Origin of the sequence: Lysinibacillus sp. G01H, from assembly GCF_028872195.1 — a bacterium.
Classification (GTDB): Bacteria; Bacillota; Bacilli; order Bacillales_A; family Planococcaceae; genus Lysinibacillus; species Lysinibacillus capsici.
In genome coordinates this window covers 2,459,442-2,474,418 of the sequence record NZ_CP118397.1, presented here as the reverse complement: position 1 = coordinate 2,474,418, position 14,977 = coordinate 2,459,442, and the positions used below count along the sequence as shown (strand labels likewise).

Below are 14,977 nucleotides of genomic sequence, written 5' to 3'. Positions count from 1 at the left end.
GATGAGCGTGACGGATTAGCTTTCTATGCACATGTTGCGCTACATCGGTTCAATATACTGCCCAATAGCTTTTTAAGTATGGATCGTAAAGAGAGGGCGTTTATCATTGCAAGTTTGGACATAGAGCTTGAAAAAGAGGCAGAAGCGGCTAAGAAATAGTAGATTTATGCCAATACAGTATAGTGAAATCCCTCCGAGTTATGTATATTTGTGTATGAGGAGGGATACACATGGCTCAAAATAAGGTACTTGCGGGAGATTACGAAGGAAAAAACATAATGATTGGCCAACAGGGGTTCTTCAGTAAAGAAGAGGTTTTTTTATTCACAGGATTTACTAAAAAATTTCCTTTAAATAAAGAAACTGTTGAATCTTATGAATTAATTACGGAAGAACATAGAAAAAGTGCAGTAAGCGGCGTGACTCGGGGATTAGTTGGCGGAGCATTATTAGGACCTGTCGGACTCTTAGCAGGCTTATCTGCAAAAAATAAAGGTACACATACATTGGTTATTGAGTTCAAAGATGGCAAGAAAAGTTTGATTGAAGTTAATGAAAAAATTTATAAGTTATTGATGCAAAAAATGTTTTAAGCACTCTTATTGAGTGCTTTTTATTTTGGCTAGAGAGGAGGACGATTAAACTGTCTGTACGCACAACAATGTCATTAACAGATAAAATGACTGGCACTCTTCAAAAAATGATGAAAGCAATGAATAGTACCATTAGGGCAATGGAACAAATGCACACAGCATCTAATAGAGCTAGTGATATGCGCAGTTTGCAGAGAGCTCGGCGAGACATAGAAAGTGCAAGTGCTTCTTTTGAGCGTTTAAGATCAAGTGCTAGGTTGGCAGGTAGCGAGGGGCAAACTTCAGGAAATAGATTAAGAGATAGTCTAAATGGAGTCCGAGATAGTGCGAATTCGGCCACCAGTAGCGTACGTATATTGTTAACTAATCTATTGGGTTTTACAACTGCGTACCTATCTATTCAAGGCATTACTAACGGGTTTAGTAAATTTACACAAGCTTCTGATAATTATTCAAATACTAATGCCCGTTTAGCTAATATTAACGACGGATTGCAGACCCAGAAGGAGTTGCAAGACAAGATTTATAGGGCATCTCAACGAAGTTTAAGTTCATATAACGATACAGCGTCAAGTGTTGCTAAGTTAAATCTATTAGCTAAAGATGCTTTTGCAAGCAATGATGAAGCTTTACGTTTTACAGAGCTTATGAATAAATCATTTAGCGTATCAGGAGCGGGGACACAAGAGAAACAAGCAGGTATGTACCAATTGACACAAGCGATGGCTTCAGGGCGACTACAGGGCGATGAATTTCGTTCAATAATGGAAAATGCTCCGCTCCTAGGCCAAGCGATTGCTGATGCTACAGGTGTTGGAATGGAAGGCTTGAAGGATATGTCGTCAGATGGTGAAATTACTGCTGATATTATTAAAAAATCTTTATTTGCTGCAGCTACGGAAATTGAAGACAAATTCAATAAAATGCCACTGACATTTGCTGATGCTATGACAGTCTTGAATAACTGGGCACAGCGAGCTTTCGAGCCGTTATTCGTACGTTTTAGACAATTTGTAAATTCCAATGCTTTCGGAACTTTAGCAGGGCATGCAATGGTGTTTATTAATCTTTTTGTATCAGGGCTATCATTTGTATTCTCGATTCTTGAGGTATTGTATAACATGATTGGGGCTATAGGCCAGTTTATGTATGATAATGCTAGTTTGGTGGTACCTATTTTAGTTATTTTAGGAACGATTATAGGATCAATAGTAGCAATACTAGCAACTAAATATGCAATATTAGGTTTAATTAGAGTAGCCACTCTTGCTTGGGCAGCGGCACAATGGGTTGTAAATGCTGCATTTCTTTCAAATCCAATAACGTGGGTACTTATTGCCATCATTACAGTAATTGCCTTAGTAGTAATGGCCATGGTTATGTGGGGTGAAGAGACTGCCACGGTAGTTGGGTTTGTAGCAGGCATTTTCGCAGCATTAGGAGCCTATATCCTTAATCAATTTATAAATATAGCAAATTTCTTAACAATTTTTGCCGAATTCTTTATTAATTTATTTATTGATCCCGTTTATGCAGTAAAAAAATTATTTTATGATTTGGTTATGATGGTAGTCGAAAATATGTCAGCTATGACAGGGAGTTTTGATAGTGCTGCAACAGCGTTAGGAAATGCCTTTGTTGCAGGCGTTAACATTGCTATCAAGGCTGTAAATGGATTAATCACCTTAGTTAATAAAATACCTGGTGTTAATTTCGGTAAAATAGGTGAGTTACAGACTGGTAAATCAAATGTTATTACAAAACATTGGCAGAACTTTGCTGCAAATATTAAAGCTCCAACCAGTGATAAAAACGTAGTTAGTTTGTCTAAGACCAAGCTCTTTAGTATCCCAGATACTTTTAATAAAGCAAACGAATGGGCATATGACGGTATGATGAGCGCTGCTGATAAAGTGAGTGGCTTAGTTGATAAGGCAAAAAGTTTAGCAGGATTAGGTAAAAATGATAAAAATAAAGAAAATCCTTTTCTTGATAAAGCAAGCTTAATGGACGACGTTGTAAAAACCGCTCCTTCTGAATCTGGATTAGGTGCAGCAGGAGATCCAGACAAAGGAAAATTAAAAGGTGGTAAGCTTGATAAGGTCAAAAAGATTGAGGACAAAATAAACCTTGCAGACGAATATCTTGAGATATTTAAAGATATAGCAGAGGGTAAGGCGATTAATAACATTGTTTCTTTAACACCAAACTTACAGGTCCATAATAAGTTTGAGGATACCACAGGTAGCAAAATGGAGAAGATGCTTAATAAATTTGGTGATTTGTCTAGGGTAGGCGGCAATACAACGGAAATTAATGATCTCGTATCCCAAACATTAACCTCTCCGTCAAGAGATGACGTTGCAGTGTCAAAAGACATCCGTGAAAATGTTTCCGCTTCACCAATTACCAACAATAACAAAACCATAGTACAGCATATTAAAAGTGATCCTAAAATTGAATTTTCAGGTGATATTCATAAGGATGTGGACTTACAGGAACTAATCAAACAAATTGTTAAGTGGTTAAAAGATGAGCAAGATCGTTCAGTTGAGGGGGTATATACATGATAGGCATCTATCTTAGTGCTAAAAATGATACCGAGGGCTTTCGTATACCTGTAAATCCGCCTGAACTCCCTTTTAAAAATACCGCCGATGGTGAAGAATTTTCCATCGCTAAAAAGGGAACTGTTAATGTACCTAAACCAATGAAACTAACAGAGTTTGCATTCTCATCATTTTTCCCTGCTGATGATACACACTATGCAGAAACTCAATTCAAAGAGCCTCAGATATATATAGACCAGATAAACAAGTGGATGGCCGCAGAAACGGTTATCCGCTTTATTTATGTTGGTGGTTCCTTTTCCGTTAATGAATTGGTGACAATTGAAAGCTTTGAACCAAAGGATCAATTTGGCACAGAAGATGTAGATTACACGATTTCTTTTAAAAAACATGTGCCGTTTGGTTTTAAAAAGATGGAAGTAGTAAAAAAGAATGCTGCTAAAAAGGGAGCGGCCACTAAGCAGCCTGTAACAGTTGCGAAAAAGGAAGCTCCGCGAGATAATCCTAAACCTGTTCCACAGACTTATAGTTTAGTAAAAGGGGATTCTCTTTGGAAGATAGCTCAAAAGTATACCGGAAATGGAGCAAACTACAAGGCGCTACAATCGTTGAATGGAATAAAGGACAGTGAGTTAAGAAAATTACCTATTGGCCTAAAAGTAAAAATACCACCTGAGTGGACAGCTAAGAAATGAGGTGACAGGTATAGAAGTATTAATCGACAATCGTGATGGAAAGATATATGAAGTTCCTGTCACGTCAATTAGTTGGAAAACAGAAAAAACAGGAAAAGCTTCTGAACTGAATGTTAATCTGTTAAATCCTAAGCCGCTCGAAAATAAAGTTGTATCTGGTGCGATTGTAAGAGTGACTGATGAAAAGCGCAAAATTTTCTATGGTTATTCATTTAAAGCTGAATTGGGAAAAAGCAGCGAATTTAAGATTACTGCTTATGACCAACTGAGATATTTAATGTACAATGACACATTTGTTATGAAATCAATGCAATCCGAGGCTGCTATAGCTCAAATATGCAGCCAAGCTAAATTAAAATTAAGTGTATCTACGAAGACTGGCTATAAAGCACCAGCAATGATAGAGGAAGATAAAAAAGCCTTAGATGTCATTATGAAGTATATTGATTCGGCTATTGTAGCAACCAACCAAAGTTTTGTTTTCATGGACGATTTTGGCTCGCTTGGGCTTCATAATATTAAAGATTTAATTATCCCACCTACTGATTTTTATATAGGTGAAGATAGTCTTTTGTATGATTATGATTATTCCATCTCTATAGATGATAGTTACAATCGCATTAAACTCGTTTTAGATGATAAAAAGGCATCAAAGAGAAGGGTATTTATAGCGCAGGATAGTAACAATATCGCTAAATGGGGACAATTACAGTATTACGAAAAAGTAGATGAAAATATGACGAAAGCGCAAGTTGAGAGTCTGTTAGATGCATTACTAGCTGTACACAATAAAGAAAAAAAGAAACTATCTTTGAAATGTTTAGGTGACTGGCGTGTACGAGCAGGCAAAATGGTGTTTATCTTCATCGAAAAGCTAGGGTTAAAACAATTGTTTTTGGTGGATACTTGCACCCATGATTGGACACCTAAAGTCCATACAATGTCAATAGAATTAAAGGTGATATGATGAGTTTACTAGATTTAATCAAAACAACAGCCATGGCTGCCTTCCAAGCATCCAATCCAGTCAATATCGTTGTAGGTGAAGTAATTGAATCGAAGCCACTTAAAATAGAAGTCCATTCCAAGCTCATCTTAACGGATGAGTTTTTGCTTGTTGCAGAGCATTTGACAAGGCATGAACGTATAGTTTCGCTTGCTTATGAACATACACAAAATTTTTCTAGTGGCCGTATGGGAGATGCATTGAAACAAGCAAGTTCTACTCGGAAAAATATAGGTGAATCTGCACCTAATCCTTATGAAAAGTACGAGATGAAGTATGCACAGTTTATTTATGAAGATGGACTTAAAATTGCTGATAAAGTTGTGCTCCATAGAGTGCAGGGCGGTCAAAAATATTTTGTATCAGACAGATATAAGGAAGGTGATAGTGTATGGTAGTCCCAACAGAGGCAATAACAATAACACCAGAAATTGAGGTAATCGAAGCCGTTGAATTACCCACTCGAACATACCACTTGGATTTCAAAAAAGGGTGTTGTACAGGATTTATTGATGGTCAGAAAGCAATGGAACAAGCAATTTTCAAAGCTTTAAATACCATCCGCTTCGAACATCTTATCTACACAAATAACTATGGTTTTCAGAATATGGTTGGTTATGATGAATTGTATGTAAGAGGGGACTTAGCTAGGCGTATTCATGATGCAGTCCTACAAGATGAGCGTATTACATCATTAGAAAATTTCAGCCTTGAATTTACTTCAAAGGAAGATGTATTAGTGACTTTTACTGCTCGTACTATTTATGGTGATGTAAGTCTCTTGAAGGAGGCGATAAGAATTGCTTGATTACTTAGAAGCTCAATCTTTTGATAGTATCTTAACAGCATTGCTTGAACGGGTTCCAGATGACGTTGATAAGCGAGAGGGTAGTGTCATATACGATGCACTTGCTCCATCAGCGTTGAAACTTGCTGAGACTTATTGGGATATGGCTGTGCTCTATCGTCGCACTTTTGCTGCTACGGCAGACGGTGATGATCTTGAAAAGCGTGTAAATGAGCATGGAGTTGAGCGAAAAAAAGCAGGTAAGGCTATTCGTCGTGCTTTGTTTACAGATGCTGATGGACAACCACTTGATGTGTCAATAAGTAGTCAATATCGTTTAGATGAAATTGTATATACGATAATTGAACGGATAGAAGCGGGTGAATTTAAAGCCGAAGCTCAGACAGCTGGATCCGTTGGAAATAAAGATTATGGTGAAATGCTCCCTTTAGAGGCAAACAATCAGTTAGGGAAAGCGGTTTTAGCAGATGTCCTTGTGCCTGGTGAAGATGATGAAACAGACGAATCGCTTTATCAAAAGTTTTTAGACCATATTCGTGAGAAAGCTTTTGGAGGGAATCGTGCTGATTATAAGAAAAAGTTAAGGGCCATACAAGGTGTAGGTGGTGTTCGTTTAAGGCGTGCGCCATTTGGAGGGGGAACAGTAAAGGCTATTATTATTGATTCTGATTTTAATGTACCGACACCAGAGTTTGTATCCTATGTTCAAGAGATTATAGATCCAATCGAGTTTAAAGGTGAGGGCTACGGCACGGCACCTATTGGCCATGGAGTCACCGTGGAAGGTGTAGGAAAAAATGATATTGTTGTTGAAAGTGAACTAATTCTTAATGGAGTAACTATTGGGCAAATCGAGGCACAAATAAATGAAACTTTAAAAGAATATTTTGCAGAACTACGTGCAATTTGGTATAAGGATTTAGACATAAATGTGCGGATTACCCATATTGAAGCGAGACTTTTGGAAATCGAAGGAGTAGAGGATATTGCTTCAACCACGTTAAATGGTCTTGATAAGAACATCAATTTGATTGAAGATATCCCTGTTCTCTCACAAGTAATACTGAGGGAAGTGAGTACATGACCAATCCCTTTTTAGAGGAATTACCGCCTTACTATAGAAGTATTAGAGAGTTTCGTGAGATGTCCAACACAGTTACAGCAAGTTGGGACCAACTTGACGAAGCTCTTTTTGATGTGAAAAATGATCAGTTTATATTAACATCAAGCGAAACTGCTGTTGCGATGAGAGAAAAAGATTTCGGGATTCGTGCGGACTTGAAAAGTGAAACATTGAAATTTCGCAAGCTAAGATTACTTGCTCGTATGCAAGATAAAGCGCCCTATGTATTTGAACACTTAATTAAGGTTCTTACTAATTTATTGGGTGAAAATAAACATCAAATTTTACTAGACATTGATCATTTCGAAATGGAAGTAGCCATTGATGTGGAGCATACCATGTACTATAAAGAGGTAATAAATATAATTGAGCGCATCGTGCCTTTAAATATCGACTTGATGGCGACAATACTTGCTCTTAAGGATTCTTTAGTGTTGATCGCTGGAACATATGCTTGGAATTTTAACAATAATCGTATATGTGGCCGATTTAAAACAGCTTCAAAATCAGCAATCATAGGGAAAGAAAAAATAAGCATACAAGATGGATCGTATGCTTTTTTACTTCGCGCACGTGTTTGTGGCCGATTTAGAGCAGGAGGTGGAATAGTGTGAGCGAAATACAGCCTTTATTAATACAACTTACAGAAGCATTTTTAAGTAATTTGGTAGTTGGGGCAAAGGTAACAATTGATGGTGTGGTTTATGATAAACCTATTTCACATACTAGTGATCGTTATGGATTGAGAAAATATGTGAAATTAACAACCGAAAAAGGTCTAATTACTCGAGTAGTTTTAGTAGATTCGATGGGTCGAGAGCTATATGTGAAAAGTATGAACTACCAAAAAGGAGCGCAAGGCTATACCATTGCATTCCCTCTCACTGTTGAAGCAAAGGAAGTGGAAGTAAATGGCTGAATTTATGACAGGAGAAATTCCTTTGAATTTTAAAACAAATCCATATAAACGAGTGGAATGGGAGGATGATTTAACTGACCCCAACACTGGTGAAGTGCTAGAAGAGGGCACGATTTTTTGGGCGGAATATGGAAATAATCTTGAGTGGGGTCTTTATAATGCATACCGTTTTTTGATAGAACAAGCTCGTCAAATGCAACGTATGCAGATCCAGATGGAATTGGACGGGCGAGTACCTGGGAACTCTGGGACATTTGCTGATCCTTTAGACGGCAGCACAAACAAAATTAGCTTGGATAAAGCCTTAACGGACATTATCGAGTCTGCGGCAATAGGTACAACTACTTTAACAGTGGCTAGTGTTGATGGTTTTACACCATTTACGCAAGTCACTATTTTTGATGATGTGGCGAAAGAGGACGTAGTGATCACTGAGGTAGGAACAAATACTATCAAGGTGCAAGCCCTGAAAAATACGTACAAAAAGGGTGCTAAAGTGGCTCGTAGTAATGTTTCAATTGATACGGTCAATGCTGAAATGGGTGTCGGTGATTGGCAAACATTTAGTGTTGATTTAGTGGAGGTGGTATAAGGATGGCACAGTATTATTATGATAAGTTTACGGCGATAAGTAATACCTATAGGGCGGACAATGCACCGTGGAAAACCCACCCTGCAGGTGGATTTGCAAAAGGGTCATTTTCTGGACAACCTAGCGGATATTCTCACGATGGAAGTTCAAACACATACACAACGGCAGGGTCATGGGCGCATGGCGCACCCATAACGCCAGGGGCATCGTTCTTTCAACCTGCTACTAACGCACAAAGCATTGTTCGACAAGTAGCTTTGCAGTCGGGTGTTGCAGGTTATGATAGTGTAGACACTACATTAGAAATCAAATACGCGTCCGAAAACTCACAAAATACAACCTACTCAAAAGGTGCCCTGGTGCAAGCGAAGATTCCAGCAGAGGACGGCACGTACCCAGCGAACGGACGCCATACCGACGGGTATTGGTACGTGAAAGGTGCGGCAGTTGGGCCGTTAGGGCCTGGTGTGATTACCAATTCAGCGTACAGCAAGGCAAATTTTGGTGATAAAATTACACGTTTATCTAATGGTTGGTTAGTAGCTGCTGCTAAACAAGATAACACCGAGATATTTTTATTCAAGTCGATGGATGGTGGAGTATCGTGGACGCCTTTATGTTCGGTCAGTCAAGGAGCGACGGGATCTATCGGCACATATGCGATTGCGAGTGACGGCACTAAAGTTTACGTGGCAGTAGCACGTTCAATCACAAATAATACAGTGAACTATACAGTATTCGACGCCTTAACGGTGCAGAATACACGTTTAACGGATTATACGACTAAGCAAATTAATAATGTGACACATGCAACCGTTACGCAAATACAGATATACGTTGATCCACTAACGAAATTTGTGCATGTAGCGTGGATAGCGTCGTCGTCAGGGTCGTCACCTACTCAAAATGTTTACCATTCTGTGAGTACAAACGGCGGTACTACATGGTCTAGCACTACAATGGTTACAACAGCTATCACAACTGACGGGCGTTATAGCTACACAAACCTAGGACTAACGACTGATAGCAAAGGGTTCGTGACTATATTCGCTACTAGTGGTATACGTTTAATGCCATCTAATTCATCAGCCGCAGTGTATTGTGTATACGTCTTTAAAAATAACACGACTTTTGGCACGACACATATGTATGTTAATAGTGGTTGGTCGTTTAAAATTGCATATGATCCTAACAGCACTAGCTTTATCCAAACACAGGTAACGGGCGTAAAAGATAAAGACGGTTATTTCCATGCTACGTGGTTAGGTTACGATACTGTTATAAATAATATATACAATGTGTTTTATGGGCGAAGTAGAGACGACGGTGCGACGTGGGAACTTGTCAAAAGGATAACGAACCAATCAAGCGGTCAACATAACTATCCGACTATATCAGTGGATAAGTCTAACAAAGTAGTCATTACGTTTGCGTGGCAAAATCCTAGTCAAAGCAGCAGATATTTTGTTTATCAGATGGTAAGCACAGACCGCGGTAGCGTTTTCGGAGCACCTACACAGGTAGATGGTCGCCTCGACGCAAATACACAGTGCCCTTCTGTGCTGTACGACCCAACGTTTACAGTCTCATTTGGTGATATAGCACCGATTATGTATGAACAAACAACGAAGGGCATTTATTTCAAAGGTAACATCATTACAAACAATGCGCCATCTGTGACGATAACATCGCCAACAAACAACCAAACATTATACGAAAACGACACAATTAACATCTCAGGCGATGCCTACGATGCAGATAAAGACCAATCAATCACAGTCTACTATCAAATTAACAGTGAGCAGCGTAAAGTATTAGCAACAAACCTAAGTCAGACACAAATAACATTATCGAAGCAGCTCACATTCAAGAATGGTAAGCTGTACGATGGCGAAACGGTGCTTACTGGAACGCTTGCCGAAGGTGTAGCACACACTTTAAAAATTTGGGCAGTCGATAGCGAGAATGAACAATCAGCTACAATCGAGAGAACATTTTATGTTGTGCCTAACCGAGCACCACTACTATTTATTGATGCGGTTGTACCTGTAGGAGTTATCGATTCAGACAAATTTAAAATCAGTGGTACTTCATCTGATCAAGATGCAAATTCAACAGTTAAAGTAACCAAAAAGTTAAATGCTAATAACCCTGTTGAAATCTATAGTGGACCAGGTGGTGCTTGGGAATTTGATGTATCACTCGCTGAACTTGTTATAGGTGAAAATACGATTGTCGTTGAGGTAATTGACAATTATGGTGCCAAGACAAGTAAAACTATAAAACTAAAGAAGAATGAAGTAAAAACGCCTATTTTGCATGCTGTGGCGAGGTACAAAGTTACACCTCCTACTGGATCTGCAAAGGGCGTTTTATTATTCATTGAGCGTGATGAGGATATGGATCTTAAAGTTGAACTTTCCATGACATTAGCTGGCGAGCAAGAGCAGTATGAAACGCTAACAGCTGATAACACAGCTCCTATGCCTAACACTAATGGCATTGTCGAAGATACGTATTATCATGAAACGACAGAGCCGAAAGACAATATCATTTTGAAACTTTCTACAACACGTCCAGATGCGACAGTTAATCATAAAATCCACTTAATATCGGGGGCGATTGAGTAATGGTTATGGAATATAAGCAGCGTGAATCCGATGGCTCAATGGGCCAATCTGTAAAGGTTGGAACTGGATTGAGCATAGATGAACAAGTATTATCACTAGGCGAACAATTAGCCCAAGAGAAGATTAAAGGGATTCAAAAAGACCTTCTTATTAATAGTCTTGGCCAAACAGTTACTCAATTAAAGCTAGAAGTAATGACATTGAAAGGAGGTGTTTCATGATGCAATTTTGGCAAATCGCTTTTATGTACAAATGGGTGACTGCAGAGCAATTAAAATTAGCAGTTAAAACAGAAGAAAATCCATTTGGGGAAATCACGCCTAAACAGTACAAAGAAATTACAGGTAAAGAATTTTAATTAATTTTAATTAATTTAAAATTGGTATTAAAATATAGATTCCTATCGATTAGAATGTTAAAAATCGAAAGGAGCAAACTTAAAATGAGTAAACAATTATTATCTTTTATATGTTTTTTAAAGGCCTCTTTATATGGTTGTCTAGCAATGTTAATTTTTGTTCAGCTTTTAACTGGGAATGATTTAATAACAGCTTTATTTGCTAGATCTGTATTAACACTAACGTTCTTAATCTCAATACTTGAGATGATAGTTAATGTAGCTGATATACCGCAAAAATTAAAATAGGGTTGAATTCGAAGGATACGCCATATGCGTGTCCTTTTTATTATTCTAAAAGGGAAGTGTTCAGATGGAAAAATGGATTGCTGTAGTGAGTGGAACGATAGGCACTATCGTTTCATATTCAGTGGATGGTCTAGGAATGGCTGTTACAGTTTTGATTGGCTTTATGGCAATTGATTACCTTACAGGTATTATGGGCGGAATTGTTAACCAAAATTTAAACAGTCGTACAGGCTTTAACGGCATCATACGCAAGATTTATTACTTAATGCTAGTTGGATCTGTTTATTTATTGTCTGTTGTAATACCTGGCATCGAGTATGCAGGGGATGGGGCAGCCATTGCATTTTGTGTCCTTGAATTCATTTCAATCACGGAAAACGGTACTAAAATGGGCTTGCCAATGCCTGACTTTGTAAAAAATATTTTAGCTATCGTTAAGGATAAATCAGGAGAGGGTGAAGTCAAATGACAAGCGTAACTCAAACATGTCGAGATTTAAGCGAATTAACTGCAGCTGCTCAAACAGCATGTCGCCTATTGTTCCAGGAATGTTTCAAAGCTGGAATTGTAGACATTTTTATCACAGAAACATACCGCAGCCAAACGCGCCAAAATTATTTGTATGAGCAAGGTCGAACAAGACCAGGGCAAGTAATTACCTGGACACGCAATAGTAATCATACATCACGTAGAGCCTGGGATATTGCCATAGCACCGCCTAGAAATTTATACGACATTTCTACTTTATCAAAAGTGGGGGCAATTGCTAAAAAGCTAGGGATTACTTGGGGAGGCTATTGGCCAGTTGGACAGTATGATGCACCTCATTTTGAAATACCTACAAATTGGTCAATGCCTAAAGGTTACAAGTTAGAAGGACAAGTAATCGTGCCAACAAGTAGTGCTGTAAGAGTACAGCTCATTGTAGAGGATAAACCACAACAAACGGAAAAGGATGATGATATTATGAAATTCACTAGTACAACCGCAAAAGCTGCAGTTCGAGATTATATTCAACAAGCAGTCAATAAAAAATTAATTGATAAATCTTGGTTGGAGAAATTTGATAATGGCGCTATAACAAGTGGTGATTTTGAAGGATTAAAAATTATCATTGCACAGCGGAATAGTAATTAAGAGAAAAGAGGGGCACTGAAAAATAAAATCTACATCAAGTGCCCTCATAAAAACTATTAATTAATTTCCTATTGCTACGGTATAACTGATACTCCATATAATTAAAATAAACGTAATTGTCATAACAGTTGCTTCGACATTTGTATCATTCTGTCCCTTTATTAATTTCTTTATTAATTTTATAAAATAGAAACAAAACAAAAACCCATATACTGGCATAAGAAAAAAGCAACTGAAAGAAAAAAATGCCTCCATTATCTAAACCTCCCTATCTATGTATTATTATAATAAACTAATATACTTCTGAAAAAACTAGTACTTTTTATTCAAATTTAAATTATTTATCCAAAAATGATAAAATATGTATATAATAAAAATTGTAAAAAAATTGGGAGGTAGGGAAATGAAGAAAAATAGTATTTTAATGTTTTTAGGTGTCATTTTTGCACTAACGTTGGGATTCAATCATCAAGTTGAAGCCGCAGAAGGTGAACCATCTTTAACCGATGCTGAAAAGAATTATTTATATGGATTGAATTTTAGTGAGACAGAAGTTGAGAATATGCCGTATGAAGAACTAAAGTTCTTAGTTGATAGCGAGGCTGAAATTTTAACAAGTTTCGAAGAGATTTATAGTTTTGATGAAGTAACAAACGATCCATCAGAAGTTACAACTTTTGGTGATATTCCGAGTGCAGATATGAGTTTTAAAGGTAATGTGTTAAAGTTGAATAATAGTACTGTTTCTGGTTACAATGCATTTTATGCACACGCAAACTTTAGATGGTTAAATAAACCAATTTGGGCTTTAACAGATAAAATAGCTATTGGTTTCCCATCAAGTCTTGGTGTTTACATGCCAGCTCAATCTGGTAAACTTCAAGGTTTTAACTCAACATATTCTTTATACAATACTTCAACAGGAGGAACTACGTTAATGTCAAGTAGTTCTACACCGTCAACGTGGGATCCATCTTTAGGAGTAGCAGGTTCGTTTGATCTTAATGGATCTTTAAATAAATTCCAAACTCATGAAGGCACAATTGCTCAAACTTTCTATATTAAGTCTTCATCTTCAGGTAAAGCAACAATTAAGTTCGAATATGGTCATAAGAAATTATCAGGTACAGTAGGTATCTCAATACTTCCTGTCGGAGTAAGTATTACACCTAATCAATCAAATGTTGATGTTAGAAGTTATGGTGCTAGCTTTAGTTATTAATTAAAACGAATTGAAACTTATCTAATGAAATAGACCAGGTACTCAATTGAAAGTGAGTACCTGGTCATTTTTTATTATTCTTCATATGGTCTACACTTCGGTAGCTCTCTAGCTATTTCTTTTCTTTTGTAGAATATACAACTATGTTAAAAATATATAATATTATCAATTAAAAATGAGCGACTTTTTTTAATTTATTTTAATATAGCGTCATTTATCAATATACTAAATTCTTCAACTTGGCTTTCGTCTGAAAAGTCTTTACGTAAAACGAAATTTGAAATTGTTCCTTCGACTGTTATTTTTTGACCAACTGATAATTCAGCTTCTTGATCTAAATCAACAATGGCAAAGTTTGTTATTTCTTCTGGATAAACCCCAAGGAAAAAATCTTCTTTATTCTTATCTTTATCAAAGAGCTCATCGTAATCAATGAACTCGTAGTTTTCAATGTCTCTATTGCCCATATAGATAATAAACTTATCAGCACGTATAGCAGTAGTTGAACCTTCTCTTCTTCTTTTTTGACCAATATTTGAACTTTCAAATACAAATTCAGTGATTACACCAGAAGCAGTTGCTTTCCTACCAAGTAAATCAAAATCATCTTCAAATTGTTTTCCATTTTTATGGCCAAGAATAATCATATCCACCAATTTTTCATCTTTTACAGTTAGTAGTTTATTTGTAAAATCCGCTATTGTTTTCCCTTCTAAATTTTCATCTATAAATTGTTTGCTTTGTTCTTCTAATGATGCTTTCTTTACAGTTTCTTTTGGTTTTGAGGAATCACTTTCACCGCATCCAGTTAGTGCTAGTGTAAGAATAAGTGATGCACTTAAAATGAGTTTCTTCATATAAGTATTTGCTCCTTGTATGAGTTGTAATAATAAAATTGTATCAATATTGGAAGGTGTTGTCAGTAATATAAATGTAGATTAATATAGTTTTTAAATAGCCATATTATGTGGGATCTTTTTGTTTAACTGCGAAGAATTTAATTATAATCTTAAAGTAGAAGTAAGTATTTCTAAAT

The 14,977-nt window shown here is 37.0% G+C and carries 18 protein-coding genes; 17 read left to right on the top strand and 1 reads right to left on the bottom strand.

All coding sequences use genetic code 11. The annotated features are described in order from the left end of the window. Positions 1–230 precede the first annotated feature (230 nt). The 17 genes from PSR12_RS12505 to PSR12_RS12425 all read left to right on the top strand — a co-directional run bounded on the left by PSR12_RS12505 (position 231) and on the right by PSR12_RS12425 (position 13,941). Entirely contained in the window at positions 231–593 is a 363-nt protein-coding gene (locus tag PSR12_RS12505) for a hypothetical protein (RefSeq protein WP_036075121.1), read from the top strand. Between the two features lie 68 nt (positions 594–661). Next, the gene (locus PSR12_RS12500) at positions 662–3,163 is read left to right on the top strand and encodes a tape measure protein (RefSeq protein ID WP_274769123.1); all 2,502 of its coding nucleotides are present in this window, start codon (positions 662–664) and stop codon (positions 3,161–3,163) included. Then, positions 3,160–3,858, top strand: coding sequence for a LysM peptidoglycan-binding domain-containing protein (locus PSR12_RS12495; protein WP_274769122.1), 699 nt, complete (start codon positions 3,160–3,162; stop codon positions 3,856–3,858). The genes PSR12_RS12500 and PSR12_RS12495 overlap by 4 nt, the downstream gene beginning before the upstream one ends. A 1-nt stretch (position 3,859) precedes the next feature. Further along, positions 3,860–4,825 carry an XkdQ/YqbQ family protein gene (locus PSR12_RS12490; protein ID WP_274769120.1) on the top strand — a complete coding sequence of 322 codons (966 nt, stop codon included), beginning with the start codon at positions 3,860–3,862 and terminating at the stop codon, positions 4,823–4,825. After that, positions 4,822–5,262, top strand: a complete 441-nt coding sequence (locus PSR12_RS12485; RefSeq protein ID WP_274769118.1) for a DUF2577 domain-containing protein — start codon at positions 4,822–4,824, stop codon at positions 5,260–5,262. The genes PSR12_RS12490 and PSR12_RS12485 overlap by 4 nt, the downstream gene beginning before the upstream one ends. Next, complete coding sequence (locus PSR12_RS12480; RefSeq protein WP_036075134.1) at positions 5,256–5,672, top strand: DUF2634 domain-containing protein; 417 nt, start codon at positions 5,256–5,258, stop codon at positions 5,670–5,672. The genes PSR12_RS12485 and PSR12_RS12480 overlap by 7 nt, the downstream gene beginning before the upstream one ends. After that, positions 5,665–6,756, top strand: a complete 1,092-nt coding sequence (locus PSR12_RS12475) for a baseplate J/gp47 family protein (protein WP_274769115.1) — start codon at positions 5,665–5,667, stop codon at positions 6,754–6,756. The genes PSR12_RS12480 and PSR12_RS12475 overlap by 8 nt, the downstream gene beginning before the upstream one ends. Then, positions 6,753–7,409, top strand: a complete 657-nt coding sequence (locus PSR12_RS12470) for a putative phage tail protein (protein ID WP_274769113.1) — start codon at positions 6,753–6,755, stop codon at positions 7,407–7,409. Before PSR12_RS12475 ends, PSR12_RS12470 begins: the two co-directional genes overlap by 4 nt. Further along, on the top strand, positions 7,406–7,714 hold the full coding sequence (locus PSR12_RS12465) for a hypothetical protein (protein WP_274769111.1): 309 nt from the start codon (positions 7,406–7,408) through the stop codon (positions 7,712–7,714). The genes PSR12_RS12470 and PSR12_RS12465 overlap by 4 nt, the downstream gene beginning before the upstream one ends. Next, positions 7,707–8,306, top strand: a complete 600-nt coding sequence (locus PSR12_RS12460) for a hypothetical protein (protein WP_274769110.1) — start codon at positions 7,707–7,709, stop codon at positions 8,304–8,306. Before PSR12_RS12465 ends, PSR12_RS12460 begins: the two co-directional genes overlap by 8 nt. Positions 8,307–8,308: 2 nt before the next feature. Next, positions 8,309–10,936, top strand: a complete 2,628-nt coding sequence (locus PSR12_RS12455; RefSeq protein ID WP_274769108.1) for an Ig-like domain-containing protein — start codon at positions 8,309–8,311, stop codon at positions 10,934–10,936. Continuing rightward, complete coding sequence (locus PSR12_RS12450) at positions 10,936–11,157, top strand: hypothetical protein (protein WP_274769106.1); 222 nt, start codon at positions 10,936–10,938, stop codon at positions 11,155–11,157. Before PSR12_RS12455 ends, PSR12_RS12450 begins: the two co-directional genes overlap by 1 nt. After that, positions 11,154–11,294: an XkdX family protein gene (locus PSR12_RS12445; protein ID WP_376747240.1), complete on the top strand. Its 141-nt coding sequence runs from the start codon at positions 11,154–11,156 to the stop codon at positions 11,292–11,294. The genes PSR12_RS12450 and PSR12_RS12445 overlap by 4 nt, the downstream gene beginning before the upstream one ends. Positions 11,295–11,378: 84 nt before the next feature. Then, positions 11,379–11,582, top strand: coding sequence for a hypothetical protein (locus PSR12_RS12440; protein ID WP_274769105.1), 204 nt, complete (start codon positions 11,379–11,381; stop codon positions 11,580–11,582). Between the two features lie 64 nt (positions 11,583–11,646). Further along, on the top strand, positions 11,647–12,051 hold the full coding sequence (locus PSR12_RS12435) for a phage holin family protein (RefSeq protein ID WP_274769103.1): 405 nt from the start codon (positions 11,647–11,649) through the stop codon (positions 12,049–12,051). Further along, positions 12,048–12,719, top strand: coding sequence for a M15 family metallopeptidase (locus PSR12_RS12430; RefSeq protein ID WP_274769101.1), 672 nt, complete (start codon positions 12,048–12,050; stop codon positions 12,717–12,719). The genes PSR12_RS12435 and PSR12_RS12430 overlap by 4 nt, the downstream gene beginning before the upstream one ends. A gap of 403 nt (positions 12,720–13,122) precedes the next feature. Beyond that, positions 13,123–13,941, top strand: a complete 819-nt coding sequence (locus PSR12_RS12425) for a hypothetical protein (protein ID WP_274769100.1) — start codon at positions 13,123–13,125, stop codon at positions 13,939–13,941. 194 nt (positions 13,942–14,135) lie between these two features. Here PSR12_RS12425 and PSR12_RS12420 read toward each other — a convergent pair whose 3' ends face one another. Next, positions 14,136–14,798 (bottom strand): hypothetical protein, encoded by a 663-nt coding sequence (locus PSR12_RS12420; RefSeq protein WP_274769098.1) that lies wholly within the window; start codon positions 14,796–14,798, stop codon positions 14,136–14,138. Positions 14,799–14,977 lie beyond the last annotated feature (179 nt).

What these genes read in the sequence shown, in the direction of transcription:
- PSR12_RS12495 (WP_274769122.1), top strand. Translation starts at nt 3,160, where the DNA reads ATGATAGGCATCTATCTTAGTGCTAAAAATGATACCGAGGGCTTTCGT.
- PSR12_RS12445 (WP_376747240.1), top strand. Translation starts at nt 11,154, where the DNA reads ATGATGCAATTTTGGCAAATCGCTTTTATGTACAAATGGGTGACTGCA.
- PSR12_RS12435 (WP_274769103.1), top strand. Translation starts at nt 11,647, where the DNA reads ATGGAAAAATGGATTGCTGTAGTGAGTGGAACGATAGGCACTATCGTT.
- PSR12_RS12505 (WP_036075121.1), top strand. Translation starts at nt 231, where the DNA reads ATGGCTCAAAATAAGGTACTTGCGGGAGATTACGAAGGAAAAAACATA.
- PSR12_RS12430 (WP_274769101.1), top strand. Translation starts at nt 12,048, where the DNA reads ATGACAAGCGTAACTCAAACATGTCGAGATTTAAGCGAATTAACTGCA.
- PSR12_RS12420 (WP_274769098.1), bottom strand. Translation starts at nt 14,798, where the DNA reads ATGAAGAAACTCATTTTAAGTGCATCACTTATTCTTACACTAGCACTA.
- PSR12_RS12470 (WP_274769113.1), top strand. Translation starts at nt 6,753, where the DNA reads ATGACCAATCCCTTTTTAGAGGAATTACCGCCTTACTATAGAAGTATT.
- PSR12_RS12440 (WP_274769105.1), top strand. Translation starts at nt 11,379, where the DNA reads ATGAGTAAACAATTATTATCTTTTATATGTTTTTTAAAGGCCTCTTTA.
- PSR12_RS12485 (WP_274769118.1), top strand. Translation starts at nt 4,822, where the DNA reads ATGATGAGTTTACTAGATTTAATCAAAACAACAGCCATGGCTGCCTTC.
- PSR12_RS12450 (WP_274769106.1), top strand. Translation starts at nt 10,936, where the DNA reads ATGGTTATGGAATATAAGCAGCGTGAATCCGATGGCTCAATGGGCCAA.
- PSR12_RS12480 (WP_036075134.1), top strand. Translation starts at nt 5,256, where the DNA reads ATGGTAGTCCCAACAGAGGCAATAACAATAACACCAGAAATTGAGGTA.
- PSR12_RS12460 (WP_274769110.1), top strand. Translation starts at nt 7,707, where the DNA reads ATGGCTGAATTTATGACAGGAGAAATTCCTTTGAATTTTAAAACAAAT.
- PSR12_RS12500 (WP_274769123.1), top strand. Translation starts at nt 662, where the DNA reads ATGTCATTAACAGATAAAATGACTGGCACTCTTCAAAAAATGATGAAA.
- PSR12_RS12425 (WP_274769100.1), top strand. Translation starts at nt 13,123, where the DNA reads ATGAAGAAAAATAGTATTTTAATGTTTTTAGGTGTCATTTTTGCACTA.
- PSR12_RS12455 (WP_274769108.1), top strand. Translation starts at nt 8,309, where the DNA reads ATGGCACAGTATTATTATGATAAGTTTACGGCGATAAGTAATACCTAT.